Below are 17,106 nucleotides of genomic sequence, written 5' to 3'. Positions count from 1 at the left end.
AAGGGTTTGCGAGAGATGAAATTTCTAAAATTCAGCAAGGAAGAATTTAGTAGAAGCAATCCTAGATTACGGATTGCCACGAAAAGTTAAAGTAATTCTTGCAAGGACGCAAGGACAGAGCCCTGCGTCAAAGACATTAGAATTTATATTTTAATCCTAGATTTCCGCTTAGGTAAGTTTCGTTTTTGTCATCTACTTTGTTTGCAAGGATTTGTTTTGCACCAAGTCCTAGCTCAATGTTCAAAGCATCAGTGATTCCGAAGCTTCCGCCTACGACAATTTGTCCATAAGTTTTAAGCTTATCACTTGCACTTACACTGAAATTGAGAGGAGAACCCACAAAGGAAGCAGTATAATTGTCTCCGTCATTTAGCAAGTATTGCTCAATTTTTGGAGTAGCAAAGAGATAAGAAGTTTCGTTGAAATATTTTCTAGCTTCTAAGCCCACATCTACACTAATAGAATTGTTTTGCATTTTATTGACATTCACAGGCAAGCTTCCACCTTTTTCTGTATAGCTAGGATTGTTTGAATAGTAGTAATTCAAACCTACAAAAGGTTTTAAATATAAGCTGTTTTCAAAATCAATGATTTTACCCACACTTCCACTTAAACCAAAGAATTTTTTATCAAAATCACTTGAGTATCCTTCTCCTAGTTTAGAAGTGTATTGGTCAGTTTGTGCAAGTTGTCCAAATCCGTGAAGATTCAATTCCCAGCTTGGGGAGAGTTTAATATTGGAGTAAATCCCTAGTCTGAAGTTATCGGATTTTTGTTTTGCACTCTTGTCTTTCAAGTCCGCGTCTGCATAAGTGAAATATACACCTATTAGCGCAGAATCGCCTACTTGTTTATCCGCACCTAGTGAGATTCCATAGACGCCACCACTTTCGCCATCTACGATATTTGCTCCACCAAACGCATTTGCCCAAACGCTTCCATTTGTTCTGCGGTAGAAGTCATTATACGCATCGCTTCCCCCTGCAGCTGCGAGTTTCTCACCATAAGGGTTGTGTACTCTTGCGATTCTATCTCCTAATGCCATATCATTAGAAACATTGATTGCAGTGCTTACAGAGTTTGTGAAGTTGGTTACAGAGCGGGCATTGTTATGGGTATCGTTGGTTAAGCCTTTCCATCTTTGACCACCATTCCACACTGCGTCTGTCATAATATCGCCTCTTGCAAGTTCGCTTAGCCCAGATTCTTGTAAAGAATCAAAGATTCCTACTGCTAATCCTGTGTGAGAGCCTACATCGGTCGTGCTTGCGATGAGGTTAATCCCTGCGCGGTTAAGTTTCTCTGTATCTTTATAACCTGTGATTTTGCCTTGTGCGTCTTTGACTGCTACTTGCTTGAAGTATAGTTTTTGTCCATTAAGCAGAGCATTTCCGCCATTGTTATTAGCGTTATATATTTCTGTGGTAAGCTTTGTGTAAGTGGCTGCAGATTTCTCTGCTTGAATCCATAGAGATTTGCCCTCATTGATTAAAGAGATTTGTTTATCAAATGTTGTTAATCTATCTTTGGCTGTCTCTAAATCCGTAGTTGCAGTGTTGTAAGCTGTTACTACTTGATTAGCAGGATTTTTCTTGTCTGCATCAGAGAGTGCATTGTAAGCTGCTTGTGCATTGTTGTAAGCAGTTTGTTTTGCAGATATATCGTCTGTGATAACCTTTCTATCTGCCGCATTCCTCTTGCTTTCGTTTGCGTCAGTAGAAGCTGTGCCACCCGCAGCGGTTACTTGTGCATCTCTTATGTCGTAGATTCCTTTTAATGTTCCGCCATTAACTTTTTTTTGGAATTCAGTGTCTAAGACTTTTCCATTAGCATCTAAGATTGTATTAGCATTAGTGGAACCGCCTGTAAGAGTATTTCTGTAAGTGTATAAGTTTGTTGCTGCATTATCAATAATGCTACTCATATTGTTGATATTTGCTACCCATTTACCATTGACGACATTTTTAATGAGATAACTGCTTAGTAACACTTCATTACCTTGCACATAGATTCCATTATTGACAAGTGCAGCAGTTTTATCTGTATTTGCTATATTGCTTTTTGTTAATTCTCCATTTGCATTTTGTCCATAAATCACCTTGTTCGCACTTGTGTAATCCACAAAGCCGTTTGTTGTGGTGTTTGCTGCATTTTGACCAAAGTTTTGAGTGAAGCTATTGCCTGCATTACCACCTATAACAGAATCTGTGCCACCTAAACTCATATTAATATCTTTTTGCAACTCTGTGCTAATACTTCTTCCTAGCCAATCTCCCGCTGTTCTTTGTAGGGTTACTCTTCCAACTTTTAGGCTTGTATCAGCTACCGCTGTGGCAGCTGTGTTGAAGTTGCCCTTTGCATCTTTTGTGAGAGTAACTCCTGCTAGGGTTGTGGAATCTTTACCGCCTTTTAGTAACACTTTGGGTGTATCAAAGCTTAGTTGATTGAAATCTTTAGATTGTAAAGCAATCTCTGAATTTGTGAAAGTAGCATTCCCTCCGACACTGATTGCGCCTACATTTTTGGGGTTTGTGTAGAGAATGTTTGGTGTCCCTGCTGCGCCTGTCATATTAAGACTTCCACCTACTTTTAGCGAACCACTTCCTTGTAAGTCAAGCGTAGAACCATTCTCAAAAGTCAAGTCTTGTGTCGCACTGACTGAACCATTGTTTTTAAGCGTGAGCGTGGATTTGTCTTTGAAAGTTGTTGCTTGTCCTACAATCGTGCCAAGCTTGGATTCTCCGCTATTTGCTTCAAGATTTAGGAGAGCTGTCCCGTCTCCTATGTCAATCACACCTGCGTTTAAATCAAAGTTATAAAGTGTGCGAGAATCTGTTGCATTATCGCCTTTGATTGTGAGTTTGTCTCCTGCAACCAAAGCAGTGTTGGAATTTTGTTGAAGATTGATTTTTACACTGCTGTTTGCGTTTGTGTTAAACGAACTTACTTCTTTGGGTGGAGTGCCTATGGTAGCGGTGGTTGGCGCGCTTAAAGTAAGAGTTACATCGTCTGTGCCTTGAGTTACCGCTGCACCTGTGCTATCCTTGCCATTCCAAGTATAGCTATTGCCACTTTGTGTGAAAGATGCGTTTGTCCCTGTGGGGGTGTTGTCAATATTCTTCTGTGCAGCAAAACTACCTGTGCTAGTCAATGCTACCACACCGAAACCTACAAGCGTTCTGCTTGCTGCCAATGAAAGTTTTGTCATTTTGACTCCTTAAATTTTAAAATAAATTTAAGTCAAAATAATACCCCCCCCCCCCCCTTAAAAGTCAATTAAATGAGTGAAAAAGGTTGAGAAAATTTGAAATTTTTTGTATTTTTGGTGGATTTTTGCTTTTTGCGAGGAGAATAGGAGTTATTTTAAGTCGCCCCAATGTTTTGCCATACTAATAGAGCATCTAAGAGGAATCTTAAGCTTTGTAATGTTTTCCATAATGGAAGCGATTTTTTTTGCTTCGGATTCCGCACAAGCTATCGGGGATTCAAAGATTAATTCATCATGCACTTGCAAAAGTAGTTTGGATTCTAAGTTTGCCTGCGTGATAGCGTTCATTGCCATTTTAATAATGTCTGCGGCACTTCCTTGAAAGATTGCATTGATACCCTCACGCAAAAATGCTGCCTTTTGGTATTCTTGGATTCCGCGAAAGTCAAACTTGCGCATACGTCCTAGAAGCGTAAGCGAATAACCATTTTCTAGGATAAAATCCTCTTGAGCTTTCAAAAAATCTTTCACGGTGGGAAAAGATTCAAAATAGTTTTGAATGTAGGTTTTTGCCTCTTGATAACTGATTTTTAATGTTTCGGAGAGTTTTTTGGGTCCCATACCATAGATAAGTCCGAAGTTAATACTTTTTGCCACGGCGCGTTTTTCTTGCGCTTTTGCGCCACCAAAAATTTTTTTGGCAGTTTCAAGATGAATGTCTGCATTGTGGCAAAATGCTTCAATCATCGCCTTATCCTGCGAAAAATGCGCTAGAAGGCGCAATTCAATTTGTGAATAATCAAGGCTTAGGAGCAAGTGGTTTTCTTGTGCGATGAAGCCTTGTCGTATGCGTCTGCCTTGTGCGGTTTTGACGGGAATATTTTGGAGATTCGGATTTTTGGAGCTTAAGCGTCCAGTGCTTGTGCCTGTTTGCATAAAAGAAGTGTAGATTTTATGCGATTCGTTGAGTTTAGCGTGTTCTATTAGAGGCTCTATATAGGTGCTAAAAAGCTTGAAAAGCTCACGATATTCTAAAATCTTTGGCACGATAGGGTGCGCGTCAAAAAGGGAATTTAATACCATTTGGGAAGTGCTTAAGCCGGATTTTGTTTTTTTGCCACTTTGGAGTTTCAAATCCTCAAACAAGACAATAGAAAGTTGCTGCGGTGAATTTAGATTAAAGTTTTTTTGTGCAAGTGCGAAGATTTCCTCTGATAGATTCAAAAGTTTGGCGGACATTTCGGATTTTAACTCTTTAAAATATTCAATGTCAATTTTAGTCCCGCTTAACTCCATATTGACAAGGCAAGTAATCAGCGGAAATTCCGTAGATTCTGCGACTTCAAGTAGATTAGGTGGGAGCAAGTGTGTAAGTTTTTGGTAGAGTTGATAACAAGCCGCCGCGTCCTCGCTAGCATACTGGCAAGCGTATTCTATGGAGATTTGCGAAAAGTTTTCTCCCTTTTTTACTACATCTTTATAATGAATCATCTCGTGCTTAAAATACCGCAACATTAAAGAATCCAAATTGCAAGGCAAATCACTTTGGTAAAGCCACGCGACAAGCATACTATCCTTGATATTATAAGGATTTTTGGGAGAGAAGCCGAAGTTTGTGCGTAGAATCTCTAAGTCGTATTTGAGATTATGTCCGATAATGGCTTTGGCATTAAAAAGTGCTTGGATAAATTCTAGCGCAACCTCTTGACTTACCTGTTCCTCTACGCCTAGATAATTGTGCGCTAAAGGCACATAATAGGCATTTGTGCCATCAAAACTGAAAGAAAACCCTACGATTTTAGCATTAAAAACATCTAAATTTGTTGTTTCTGTATCAAAAGACACAACGGAATCGCGTGTGATTTTTGGGAGAAATGCTTGCAATTTTGTATCCGTGTTTAACAAATGCGCTTGAAAGTGAAAAGGTGTTGGAGCGGGGGTTTGTGGGATAAAATCTTGCGATTCTCTGATTTTTGTTGCGTTTTCAAATAGGTGTAAAGATTTTTTAGCAGAATCTTTGGACAGAATCTTTTTTAACACACTATTAATTTCATATACCTTGAGTGATTCTGTAATTTTTAATAATGGGTTTTGATGTGGCATTTGGCAGTCTTGGAGATTGAAATCCTCTAGCAAATCCTCACGCAAGCGCACAAGCTCCAAAGAGCGATAAGCGTCCTCTTTGTAAATTTTCAATAGTTCTTGTGTGCGCTTAGAAGCAATTTTATCAATGTTTTCGTAGATTCCATTAAGGCTGTGGAAATTGTGCAATAATCCTGCCGCGCCTTTTGCTCCAATTCCTTTGACACCGGGAATATTATCCGAACTATCCCCCACAAGACTCTGAAAATCTATAAATTGCGCTGGGGTTACTCCATATTTGTCTATGCAATCTGCGATGTGGATTTCTTTTTTTTTCTTGGGGTCAAAGAGAAAGGTGTTGTCATTAATGAGTTGGTAAAGGTCTTTGTCGTGGCTGATAATGCGTACTTGGACATTGAGGCGATTGGCTTGTTTGTTGATAGAAGCGATAACATCGTCTGCTTCATAACCTGCAATAGAAATGTTTCTAAATCCCATTTGTTCTACCCATTCAATCGCAACTTTGAGTTGTAGCTGCAAATCTTGTGGAGCTTCTGGGCGATTCGCTTTATAAAGTGGGTCAATGCTTTTGCGGAAATTTTCTTCTTTGGAATCTAGCGCGAAAACTAAATAATCTTGCGGATAATCCTTGTAGAGTTGCAAAATAAGTTTTGCAAATCCCGTCAGCAATCCTGTAGGGAATCCATCGTGGTTTTTGAGCGGGGGTAGGGCAAAATAACTGCGAAAAAGGAATCCGAAAGTATCAATTATTGTCAGTGTTTTCATTTGGTTTTTACCTTGTTTGGTGGGTTTAAGCTTTGTTGTTTGCGTTTTTGGGTAATTGTAGTGCCCCCGATTCCATAGTTATCGCAGTCAATCTCATCAATGACAACGACAAGCGAAGCGGAATCTCTACCCAAAACCTCACTTAGAATCTCTGTAATGCCTTGTATAATGCGTTGTTTTTGCTCCTTTGTGGGTGTGCCATTTTCTCGTGTGATTTTGATATTCACATAAGGCATAGGATTCCTTTAATGTTGATTTTTTTGTGCAATTCGTTTTTTCTTGATATAAATATTAATAGATTCCACACCAAGAGAGAATGCCATTGCAAAATAAATATAAGCCTTAGAAATATGGAAATTCAAACCTTCTGCGACAAGTGTAACGCCGACTAAAATCAAAAATGCAAGAGCTAAAATTTTAATTGTCGGATTATTTTCTACAAATTCGGAAATTCCCTTGCTTGCAATCATCATTACACCTACTGCTACAATCACTGCGAGCATCATAATTTCAATGTTGCTAACCATTCCCACTGCGGTAATCACAGAATCCAATGAAAAAACAATGTCTAATATTGCAATTTGAATTAGCACATTAATAAAGCCTTTTTTTGCACTTGATTGTAGGGAATCTTGAGGTTTAGATTCGTCTGCCTCCTCTATATCGTGGTGAATCTCTAAAGTAGATTTGCCAATCAAGAAAAGTCCCCCAAGAATCAAAATTAAATCGCGTCCCGAAATGTCTTGCCCCAAAACACTAAATAAGGGCGCAGTGAGTTTCATAATCCAAAAGAGTGAAAGAAGAAGCAAGAGGCGGGTAATCATTGCAAGAGATAGTCCCAAAATACGCGCTTTCTGTCGCTGTTCTTTGGGTAATCGTCCCACAAGAATTGCGATAAAAATAATATTATCAATTCCAAGCACGATTTCAAGGGCAATCAAGGTTACCAATGCAATCCACATTTCAGGGTTTGCAATCCATTCAAACATAAGGATTCCTTTAGATTTTTAAAATAAAATCTATATTGTAAGGATTTTTTTAAAATCTTAGCTTAAAGATTTTGCTATTTTTTGTCTTTGTGATTTTTTCTGTTGCTTGCAAGTGTAGCAAAGTAATCCATAAAATATGGAATCTTACCTTCAAGGATATGGGAATCCCAATTTATTGCTTGAAATTTATTGATATTTTTGATATAAATTCAATTCTTAATCTTTAATTTAAATTAGGAAATCCTCCAAATGCAGAAAATCTTAAAAATTGCACGCGTTTTAAATAGCTTGAGTTTGATTGCCTCTTGTATTTCTGGCGTTGCATTATGGGTCTTATGTTTGCTTACTTTCGGGCTTGCACTTGCGCTCAATTTTTCTTATGTGAATAGCAAATTAGACGATTTTAGTCTTTATTGTTTTGCTTTAATGGTTCTTTTGGCATTTTCTTGGACATTACAAAAAGACAAACATGTACGCATTGATTTGCTTTATGCGCATTATAGCGACAAAACAAAAGTTATTGGTTTTCTTTTGGTGAATCTATTTTTTATTTTGCCCTTTTGTTTGGTGATGATAAAGTATGGTTTGGATTTTACGATTCAATCTTATAAAATGGGTGAATCCTCGCAAAATGGAAAGATTCCTTATTATTTTGTTTTTAAATCTTTCGTGGTGCTTGGATTTGTGCTTTTGAGTCTGCAAAGTGTTAGCGAAATTTTAAAATCTTTTGTCAAGATAAAACAACGAAATTACACGCAGAGTGCGGATTTTGTTACAGAAGAAACACAAATTTTGAAAGAAAGCTTAAAAGAGCAAAAATTAAAGCAGGAACATTAAATATGGAATTATTGGCTTTAATTGGAATCGCAATCGTGCTTTTAATTATAGGAGTGCCGGTTGCTTTTGCTTTTGGTTCTAGTGGATTAATAGTCGGAAGTTATTTAATGATTTTTGAGGAGAATCCCTATGTGCTAACTTTTTTGCCCAATCGCTTGGAGGGAATCTTTAGCAACACAACCTTGATTGCGATTCCATTGTTTATTTTAATGGGAATGATTTTGGAGAGAAGCGGAATCGCAGAGCGGCTGATTAATTCTATTGCCAAGCTTTTTGGCTCATTTGGTGGGGGAGCGGCAATGGGAGTGATTTTGGTTGGCGTGCTTTTGTCTGCTAGCACAGGAATCGTAGGGGCAACGGTGGTAATGATGGGAGTGATTGCAGTACCTACGATGATAAAGGCAAATTATAACAAATGTTTGATTTCTGGTGTGGTGGCTGCAAGTGGCACTTTAGGGCAGATTATCCCACCTTCTATTATTTTAATCATTTTAGCAGATGTTTTAAATGTTAGTGTGCGCGACCTCTTTAGTGCCGCGATTCTGCCAAGTATTATGCTTGTAGCAACTTATGTTTTATTTGTCTTGGGTGTGGTGTGTTTTGCTCCTAAGCTTGCCCCTGCAAGTCCTGATGATTCTAAAAATCTGCGCACTTTGGCATTAGATGCTCTTAAAATGGCGATTCCACCAATTGTTTTAATTACTCTTGTGTTAGGAAGTATTTTAGGTGGAATCGTAGAACCAACGCAAGCAGCGGCAATCGGAGTGGTGGGCGCATTGCTGTTGAGTTTTTTAAATGGGCAACTGAATCTTGCTTTAATTAAGCAAGCTAGTCAAGAGACGATTGTGTTTTGTGGAATGGTTTTTATGATTCTCATTGGCGCAAACTGCTTTACGCTTGTATTTAACGAGTTAGGAGGCGATGTTGTTGTGCTTGATTTTTTCGCAAAATATTTAGATTCGCCCTTTTATTTTATGCTTGTTGCAATGCTTGTGGTGTTTGTGCTTGGCTTTTTGATTGATTTTTTTGAAATTTGTTATATTGCTTTGCCTATTTTAGCAGGGATTGCAATGCACTATCAAGTGGATATGCTATGGTTTGCATTGCTTGTAGCGATTAATCTGCAAACAAGCTTTCTTACGCCTCCTTTTGGATTTTCTATTTTCTTTTTGAAATCCGCCGTAGGAGAACAAATTAAAATTAGCGAAATTTACAAAGGTGTTGTGCCTTTTATTTTGTTACAAGTTTTGATTTTACTTTTGGTTTTTTTGTTTCCACAATTAACATTAAGCAATGAAAAATGGGCTACAATTTTGCAATTTATTTTTTAAAGGATAAAAAGAATGAAACGACGAGAGTTTTTGAAAAATACAAGTTTAGGATTCGCTTCTGCATTGGGAGCAGCAGCGTTGGTTGGCTGCAATAGCGAGAATGCAACTGCAAATGCAGAGGAAAATGCAAAGCCGACTAAAAAAGCAACGACAAAGATTCGTTTAGCAATGACTTGGTCTATTACAATGCCGATTCTTTCAGATACGGTGAAACATTATGCAAAGGTTGTTAATGAATTAAGTGGTGGCAGCATTGTGATTGAGATTTTTCCTGCGGGCAAGCTTGTGCCTGCGCTTGGAGTGTTTGATGCGGCAAGTAGCGGACAGATTGACGCATTCCATTCTGCTCCTTATTATTGGGAGGGGAAAAATACAGCGTTTAATCTTTTTTCTGGGATTCCTTTTGGTATGATTGATAGTGAGCAAAATGCTTGGTATCTCTATGGCGAGGGAATGGAGCTATGGCGTGAGATTGCAGCAAAGTATAATCTTTATCCAATGCTTGGAGGGGCGACGAGCATTCAAATGTCGGGTTGGTATAAAAAAGAAATGAATAGTTTGAAAGACTTTGAGGGGTTAAGGATTCGTATGGTAGGCGTGGCAGGGCAAGTGCTATCCAAGCTTGGTGCAGCAACGAAAAGCACGCCCGGTGGCGAAATCGTGCCAAACTTAGAAAGAGGTGTTTTAGATGCAGCAGAATGGGTTTCTCCTGCCTTTGACCAAAAGTTAGATATTCATAAAGTTGCTCCTTATTATTACACACCTTGGCAGGAAGCAGGTTCTATTACGGAATTTGTTTTTAATAAGCAGAAATGGGAGAGTTATTCTAAAGAGGTTCAAGCAATTTTGGAGGTTGCAAGTCGTGAAGCACATATGCAAATGACCGCAATGGGGAGTTTTTATAATGCCAAAGCTTTAGAAACTCTCAAAAAAGAGGGCGCAAAAGTGCGCACATTTCCTCCTGAAGTGATTGAGGGATTCAAAAAGACGCTTGCGGTGGTGCTAGAGGAGGAAAGTGCCAAAAATGCAGACTTTAAAAAGGTATTAGAAAGTTATCAGAAGTTCCAAAAAGAGCAGGCTACTTGGACACAAGATAGCTTAGGAGCGTACCTAGCGATTCGTTAGTTTATCCTTAATCAAAGTAAAAAGTGAATTATCAAAGGTGAGTAAAAAATTATAGATTGCCAAGAATCGCGAACGATTCTCGCAATGACGTAATGGCAAACTTAAAATAATGCAAAGCTATGGATTGCTACTGCTCCTAAAGAGACTTTGTAAAGGACGCAATGACTTAGAAAACGCAATCTAACAAAGATGGATATAATAAAATTTTCGTTATAATTGCGCAATTTTTTAAAAAGGATAAAAGAATGTTACTTTTTACCCCCGGTCCTACTCCTGTGCCAGAGTTTGTGCGCGTTGCGATGAGTGAGCCTACAATCCACCATCGCACCCCAGAATTTGAAGAGATTTTTGCAACTACGCGTATGCTTTTAAAAGAAGTGATTCAAATGCCGGAAGTTCTCTTGCTTGCAAGCTCTGGAAGTGGAGCAATGGAGGCTTGCGTTACTTCCTTGTGTCAAAAGAAACTCTTAAGCATTAATAGCGGCAAGTTTGGGGAAAGATTTGGCAAGATTGCGAAAGCCTTTGGAATCCCAAATGTAGAGATTAAAAACGAATGGGATACGCCTGCTAGTGTGGAGTCTGTTTTGGAAGTCTTGAAACAAAATCCAGAGATTGACGCTTTTTGTATTCAAGCGTGCGAGAGTGCAGGGGGGTTGCGCCATTCTTATGAAGAGATTGCTAAAGCGGTGAAAAATCACAATCCAAAGATTATGGTCATTGTAGATAGTATTACTGCAATGGGTGTAGAAAAATTAGATGTAAGTTGTGTAGATGCACTAATTGGTGGCTCTCAAAAAGCCTTTATGCTTCCGCCGGGTCTTAGTATTATTGGATTAAGCCAATGCGCCATAGAAAAGATAGAAGAGCGCAATGTGGGGTTTTATTTTAATCTCAAAACAGAGCTTAAAAATCAGGTGAAAAATACGACAGCTTGGACTGCACCGACAACAATTATCATTGGACTTTGCGCTTTTTTACAAAAAGCAAAGGAAATAGGCTGGGACAAAATTTATCAACAAACTAAAGCGCGCTCTCTTGCGTGCAATGAGGCAATGCAAAGCATTGGATTAAAAATCTATCCAACAAAACCCGCACTCTCTATAACTTGTGTCTATGATGAAGAAAGCGACACATTGCGCAAGATTCTAAAAAATAAATTTAATGTGAATATTGCAGGAGGGCAGGATAATTTAAAAGGCAAGATTTTTCGGATTAATCATATGGGGTTGATTGATATTAGCGAGATTTCTTGGGTTGTCAATGCAATAGAATTAAGCCTACAAGAGTTAGGAAGATGCGAGTTTAAAGGCACTGCAAATCAAGTGTTTTTAAAACATTATTTTAAGCTTATAAAGTAATGCGATGAAAGTTTTAGTAACAGGCACAGCCGGGTTTATCGGTTCTTTTGTAGCAAAGACTCTTATTCAACGTGGAGATGAGGTTGTCGGGCTAGATTGTATCAACGATTATTATGATGTGCGAATCAAATATGGCAGATTAGCAGAAGCTGGAATCGCACAGGATTCTATCGTAGAAAATCAACTCTTGCAAAGCAGCAAATACCCCAATTATCGTTTTATTTGTTTGGAATTAGAGGACAGAGAGAATCTTATGAATCTCTTTAAGAATGAGAAATTTGACAAAGTTTGTAATCTCGCAGCACAGGCGGGAGTGCGTTACTCTCTTGTAAATCCTTATGCGTATATACAAAGTAATATTGTGGGATTCGTGAATATTTTGGAAGCTTGCAGGCAGTTTGGAATTGCTCATTTAGCTTATGCGTCTAGCTCGTCCGTGTATGGATTAAATGAAAAAATGCCCTTTTCTACAAGCGATAATGTGGATCACCCTATTAGCCTTTATGCAGCAAGTAAAAAAAGCAATGAACTAATGGCGCATACTTATTCTTATCTCTTTGGTTTGCCAACAACAGGCTTGCGATTCTTCACAGTTTATGGTCCTTGGGGACGACCAGATATGGCTTTGTTTTTATTTACAAAGGCGATTTTGGAGGGCAAACCCATAGATGTTTTTAACCACGGGCAAATGCTACGAGATTTTACTTATATTGATGATATTGTAGAAGGTGTCGTGCGCGTGCTTGACCACAATGCAACCCCAAATCCTACTTGGAACGGACTTAATTCAGACCCACACAGCTCCAAAGCTCCTTATAAAATTTATAATATCGGCAACAATAATCCAATAAAACTAATGGATTTCATTGAAGCCATTGAAAAAGAACTTGGAGTCGTAGCAAAGAAAAATATGCTTCCACTCCAGCCCGGTGATGTGCCGGCAACTTACGCAAATGTAGAGGATTTAGTAAAGGATTTAGATTATAAACCCAACACAAGCATACAAGAGGGAATCAAGAATTTTATCCAATGGTATAAAGAATTTTTTAAAGTATGCGTTTGAAAGCAGAATCCTAAAGGTAAGATTCTATTTGCATTGTTGGATATAAAATCAAGTCTTAAGTTGAATTTTGGCAAAAACCTAATATAATCCCATTCGCCTTTCTTGAGACTTGTGCGATAAGTGCTTGGAATAATGCTTCAGGGTGGGAACACAGCAGAGCCTTTTAAGCATTTAAGTGCCGCAAGTATCTTAAGGAAGGTTTTATCTACTAAGTCTTTTTATTCTTTTATAATTCCTACTATTTTATACAAGATTATGGATTGCCACGACTTGATAAATCAAGTTTTGCAATGACGGAATGGCAAACTGAAAATAATGCAAAGTTATGTTGCTTCGTCGTCTAATGAGGCTTTGCAAGGACAAAAATCACGATTCCTTAAGATTTTTCAAAGGATAAAAACGACTCCAAAGAATGTAGTAGCGGAATCTTGCTATAAAAGTTAATATTCTTGCGGTTTTTCAATGGATTCTAAGTATTTGTAGATTGCTTCAATTTCGTTGGAGGTTAAATAATATTTGGGCATTACCTTTTTAGTTTTTTGCAGTGCGTTTTCAAATTCTCTGAAGCTTAGATTGTTGATACGCGGACCTTGCAGGGTTTTGCCTTTGCGTTTATGGATATAGTTTGCGATTTGTTGCCCCTCGCCAAAGCGTCCATGACATTCTACGCAACCGATTCCGCGTGGGTTGGTATAAAGCATTTTGCCATATTCCAAAGTCGTAATAAAACTTTCTTCCGCATTTGCAAGGAATCCAAAGCTGCTAAGGATAATCAAAAAAGTTTTAAATACTTTTTGCACGAATGTTGCCTTAAACTTTTAGAAATTTTTTTTGATTATAATAACAAAATTATTTTTTAAAGGCGATTATGAATGCAAATTTTAGATGGAAAAGCTCTTGCGCAACAAATTGAAACAGAAATTAAATCCGAAGTGGGTGTTTTAAGCCAAAAGGGAATTACTCCCGGTTTAGCTGTTATTTTGGTGGGGAATGACCCTGCTTCACAAAGCTATGTGAATATGAAAGCTAAAGCGTGTAAGCGCACAGGAATCTATTCTATTACACACGAAATGCCCGAAAACATTGCACAAGATTCTTTATTGCAAACCATTACAATGCTAAACGCTAACCCTAATATTGACGGAATCTTAGTGCAGCTGCCTTTGCCTAAGCATATTGATACAACCGCGGTGCTAGAAGCAATTGCCCCACACAAAGATGTAGATGGATTCCATCCTTTTAATATGGGGCGCATTTTTGCGAATCTTGCGGGCTTTGTTCCTGCCACACCTATGGGTGTTTTGAGCCTTTTGAAGCATTATAAGATAGAAATTCAAGGCAAAAATGTCGTGATTGTTGGCGCAAGTAATATCGTCGGCAAGCCACTAGGAGCGTTATTTTTAAACGAAAATGCGACGATAACTCTTTGCCATATTTACACGCAAGATTTGATTGCACACACAAAGAATGCAGATATTTTGTGTGTTGCAGTGGGCAAGCCAAATTTGATTACCAAAGAAATGGTAAAACAAGGTGCAATCGTCGTAGATATTGGAATCTCAAAGCTACCAAGCGGGCAAATTGTGGGTGATGTGGATTTTGAAAATGTCGCACCTTTGTGTGAATTCATCACGCCTGTGCCCGGCGGAGTGGGACCAATGACGATTGCTTCTTTGCTTCAAAACACTTTAAAATCAGCAAAACTTCGCGCAAACCATTAGAGGAAAAAGGAAATGAAAAAAATCTTTATCAAACTTTATGCGTTTGTCAATAGCTGGGTGGGGACGATTATTATTGTGCTAGGCATTATCTTTTTTGTTGCGCAAGCCTTTGTGATTCCAAGCGGAAGTATGCTAAATACGATGTTGATTGGTGATAATTTGTTTGTCAAAAAGTTTGCGTATGGAATCCCAACACCCACGATTCCGTGGATTGAATTAAAAGTTTTGCCCGATTTTAGGGGTAATGGACACTTGTTTGAGGGAGAGCGTCCCAAACGTGGAGATATTGTCATCTTTCGTTACCCCCATTCTCCCAAAATCCATTATGTCAAGCGCAATGTTGCTGTAGGTGGCGATGAGGTGCTTTATACACAAAAAGGGCTTTGGGTGCATTTCGGTAGCGATTCTATTTATCAAGACGAGGCGGCACAAACTTTGCAGTTTAGAGGCAAAACCTTTTACTATGACCCTTATTTGGCTACACATTCTGGCGTGCAATACTTAGATGTGTTTCCTGATGCCTTTACTCAATTAGAGATTCTATCCCAACAAGGCGAGTCGCTTGGTATGGAAAGAGTGCAGTTGTCCAATGGCGAGCTTGCGTTTTTTGCACGAGTGCAAGAAGAGGAATTCTTTATGATGGGAGATAATCGCAACAATTCTAATGATTCGCGTTTTTGGGGCGCGGTGAGCTATAAATATGTGATTGGCAAGCCTTGGTTTGTTTATTTTAGCTGGGATGATAACTTTAAGATTCGTTGGGAACGCATTGGCAGAAGCATAGAATCCCTAGAAAAACAAATACAAAATTCCAAAACCATAGAATCGCAAAATGCTGAAATGTAAGATACAAAGGAAAGTCTATAATGTTTGATTTACCGCTTAGCTTTAAGATTCCTATAATGATTATAGCCCTGCTTGTCGCAATTATAGGACACGAGATTATGCACGGCTTTGTTGCGCTCAAATTTGGCGATACAACCGCACAAGACGCGGGAAGGTTGAAAATTAATCCGCTGCTACATATAGATTTAGTGGGTTCTATCTTGTTGCCTGCTTTGTTGTTCCTTGTGAATGCGCCTTTTTTGTTTGGTTGGGCGAAACCTGTGCCTGTGCGAATGGACCGCGTGATTTATAGAGGAGGATATTTTGGGGCTTTTGCGGTTTCTATCGCAGGTGTGGCGTATAATTTTGCCTTAGCGATTCTAACCGCTCTTTTGATTTATGCCTTTAATGGTGGAATCTTAGCGGGATTTTTTGAATATTTTTCTAATCCAAATTTTGTTGCCCTGCTTGTGATTTATTTTTTCTTACAATTATTGATTTATAATGTTGTTTTGGCTGTATTTAACCTAATCCCAATTCCGCCCTTAGATGGCTCAAATGTGCTTGCTTATTTTGGATTGATGTTTCGGAATGATTTTTTTGCAAGATTGTTTGAGAGAGTGCCGCCAATGGTGGGTATGGTGGTGTTAATGATTATCTTAAGCACACCTTTATCTAGTATAATTTCTGTGCCTGTGCAGACAATTATAAACTTGCTATTATAGGAGAGAGAATGAAATTTTTTATCGCAAGCGACCACGCGGGATTTACATTAAAGGCTTTTGTGGTTCAAACATTAGGGGAAATGGGGCATAGTGTGGAGGATTTGGGACCTAGCGATTCTAATCGCGTGGATTATCCGGATTTTGCTAATCTCTTATGTGAAAATGTTTTGAAAAATGATAAAAGTTTTGGAATTTTGATTTGTGGAAGCGGAATTGGAATGAGTATTGCTGCTAATCGTCATAAAGGTATCCGCGCAGCACTCTGCAATGAGCCTTATAGTGCTGCAATGAGCCGAGCACATAATGACGCAAATGTGCTGTGCTTAGGCGCACGCGTTGTAGGGGAGGGTATGGTAGAACAGATTTTAAAAAGTTTTTGCGAGGGAGTGTTTGAAGGTGGTAGGCATACCTGTCGTATAGGGAAATTATAACTTTTAAGGAAATAAAATGGCACAATTTACACAATGGTTATTTTTAACGGCATTTATTCTATTCGTTTTGTTTATGGTAGTAAAAACCTTTTTTTATAAAAGTGTTGCCCAAAAAGAAGAAAAAAATAGTGCCGTGATGAAATTAACACTACAAGAAGCTGAAATTTTAATCCGCAAACACCAATTACAGCTTCAAAGAGCTTTGGGAAACATTGATATTCTTACCGATGAAATCACTTCCTTGCGTAATGAAGTAAAAGCCCTCAAACAGCGTAACTCACAATATCGTGTAGAGAGCGAGAAATACAAAAGTAAAATTAAAGATTTAGAACAAAAAATTGAAGCCTTGTTATAGGCTTTGGTTTTCAAACTTAACCTCATCTCATTCCACAATCTTACCATAAGATTTTATCTTTTTGCATTCTTTCTTGTAATCTCTATTACACTTTTACTCTTTTTTGCAATAAAATTTTCATAAAAAATAAACAAAAATTTTCTCCTCTCAAATATTTAAGAAACAAAGAACAAACAATGCAAACAATGAACTTTCAAGCAATCAAAACACAAAAAGAAAAAAGCAGAGAAACACATTAAATTAAAAATTTCTTAAAAAAGCACTTGACAC

The 17,106-nt window shown here is 38.2% G+C and carries 16 protein-coding genes and 1 other RNA gene; 12 read left to right on the top strand and 5 right to left on the bottom strand.

From position 1 onward, the window contains the following. Positions 1-136: 136 nt before the first annotated feature. From CQA43_RS09775 to CQA43_RS07840, 4 genes are all read right to left on the bottom strand, one after another. Positions 137-3,208: an autotransporter family protein gene (locus CQA43_RS09775; protein ID WP_245944281.1), complete on the bottom strand. Its 3,072-nt coding sequence runs from the start codon at positions 3,206-3,208 to the stop codon at positions 137-139. A 150-nt stretch (positions 3,209-3,358) separates the two neighbouring features. After that, the gene (gene polA, locus CQA43_RS07850; RefSeq protein ID WP_115552045.1) at positions 3,359-6,076 is read right to left on the bottom strand and encodes a DNA polymerase I; all 2,718 of its coding nucleotides are present in this window, start codon (positions 6,074-6,076) and stop codon (positions 3,359-3,361) included. Continuing rightward, the gene (locus tag CQA43_RS07845; protein ID WP_115552044.1) at positions 6,073-6,312 is read right to left on the bottom strand and encodes a tautomerase family protein; all 240 of its coding nucleotides are present in this window, start codon (positions 6,310-6,312) and stop codon (positions 6,073-6,075) included. The genes polA and CQA43_RS07845 overlap by 4 nt, the downstream gene beginning before the upstream one ends. Positions 6,313-6,321: 9 nt before the next feature. After that, a complete protein-coding gene (locus tag CQA43_RS07840; RefSeq protein WP_115552043.1) occupies positions 6,322-7,065 on the bottom strand; it encodes a TerC family protein in 744 nt (247 codons plus the stop codon). A gap of 249 nt (positions 7,066-7,314) precedes the next feature. Between CQA43_RS07840 and CQA43_RS07835 the strand changes: the two genes are divergently transcribed. The 7 genes from CQA43_RS07835 to CQA43_RS09935 all read left to right on the top strand — a co-directional run bounded on the left by CQA43_RS07835 (position 7,315) and on the right by CQA43_RS09935 (position 13,223). Continuing rightward, positions 7,315-7,902 (top strand): TRAP transporter small permease subunit, encoded by a 588-nt coding sequence (locus CQA43_RS07835; RefSeq protein WP_115552042.1) that lies wholly within the window; start codon positions 7,315-7,317, stop codon positions 7,900-7,902. 2 nt (positions 7,903-7,904) lie between these two features. Further along, entirely contained in the window at positions 7,905-9,233 is a 1,329-nt protein-coding gene (locus CQA43_RS07830; protein ID WP_115552041.1) for a TRAP transporter large permease, read from the top strand. A 12-nt stretch (positions 9,234-9,245) separates the two neighbouring features. Beyond that, a complete protein-coding gene (locus CQA43_RS07825; RefSeq protein ID WP_245944280.1) occupies positions 9,246-10,358 on the top strand; it encodes a TRAP transporter substrate-binding protein in 1,113 nt (370 codons plus the stop codon). Positions 10,359-10,603: 245 nt separating this feature from the next. Next, positions 10,604-11,716, top strand: a complete 1,113-nt coding sequence (locus tag CQA43_RS07820) for a pyridoxal-phosphate-dependent aminotransferase family protein (RefSeq protein ID WP_115552040.1) — start codon at positions 10,604-10,606, stop codon at positions 11,714-11,716. Positions 11,717-11,720: 4 nt separating this feature from the next. Next, positions 11,721-12,779: an NAD-dependent epimerase gene (locus CQA43_RS07815; protein WP_115552039.1), complete on the top strand. Its 1,059-nt coding sequence runs from the start codon at positions 11,721-11,723 to the stop codon at positions 12,777-12,779. Between the two features lie 100 nt (positions 12,780-12,879). Then, positions 12,880-12,977: signal recognition particle sRNA small type (ffs, locus tag CQA43_RS07810), an RNA gene on the top strand. 117 nt (positions 12,978-13,094) lie between these two features. After that, the gene (locus CQA43_RS09935; protein WP_281270119.1) at positions 13,095-13,223 is read left to right on the top strand and encodes a hypothetical protein; all 129 of its coding nucleotides are present in this window, start codon (positions 13,095-13,097) and stop codon (positions 13,221-13,223) included. Here the strand turns inward: CQA43_RS09935 and CQA43_RS07805 are convergent. Continuing rightward, the gene (locus tag CQA43_RS07805; RefSeq protein ID WP_245944279.1) at positions 13,220-13,579 is read right to left on the bottom strand and encodes a c-type cytochrome; all 360 of its coding nucleotides are present in this window, start codon (positions 13,577-13,579) and stop codon (positions 13,220-13,222) included. The two genes, CQA43_RS09935 and CQA43_RS07805, sit on opposite strands and share 4 nt — an antisense overlap. A 72-nt stretch (positions 13,580-13,651) precedes the next feature. On the opposite strand from CQA43_RS07805, the gene folD reads away from it, so the two are divergent. Genes folD through CQA43_RS07780 form a run of 5 tightly spaced genes read left to right on the top strand, consistent with a single transcriptional unit; the run spans position 13,652 to position 16,836 of the window. Next, entirely contained in the window at positions 13,652-14,500 is an 849-nt protein-coding gene (folD, locus tag CQA43_RS07800; protein ID WP_115552038.1) for a bifunctional methylenetetrahydrofolate dehydrogenase/methenyltetrahydrofolate cyclohydrolase FolD, read from the top strand. Positions 14,501-14,512: 12 nt separating this feature from the next. Next, on the top strand, positions 14,513-15,346 hold the full coding sequence (lepB, locus tag CQA43_RS07795; RefSeq protein ID WP_115552037.1) for a signal peptidase I: 834 nt from the start codon (positions 14,513-14,515) through the stop codon (positions 15,344-15,346). A 20-nt stretch (positions 15,347-15,366) separates the two neighbouring features. After that, entirely contained in the window at positions 15,367-16,050 is a 684-nt protein-coding gene (locus tag CQA43_RS07790) for a site-2 protease family protein (protein ID WP_115552036.1), read from the top strand. An 8-nt stretch (positions 16,051-16,058) separates the two neighbouring features. After that, positions 16,059-16,481 (top strand): ribose 5-phosphate isomerase B, encoded by a 423-nt coding sequence (gene rpiB, locus CQA43_RS07785; protein WP_115552035.1) that lies wholly within the window; start codon positions 16,059-16,061, stop codon positions 16,479-16,481. Positions 16,482-16,497: 16 nt separating this feature from the next. Continuing rightward, on the top strand, positions 16,498-16,836 hold the full coding sequence (locus CQA43_RS07780) for a hypothetical protein (protein WP_115552034.1): 339 nt from the start codon (positions 16,498-16,500) through the stop codon (positions 16,834-16,836). The last annotated feature ends 270 nt before the right edge of the window (positions 16,837-17,106 follow it).

Source organism: Helicobacter ganmani (genome assembly GCF_003364315.1).
Taxonomy (GTDB): domain Bacteria; phylum Campylobacterota; class Campylobacteria; order Campylobacterales; family Helicobacteraceae; genus Helicobacter_D; species Helicobacter_D ganmani.
Note: the sequence above shows the minus strand (reverse complement) of the source record. Positions and strands in the feature narration are given on the sequence as shown.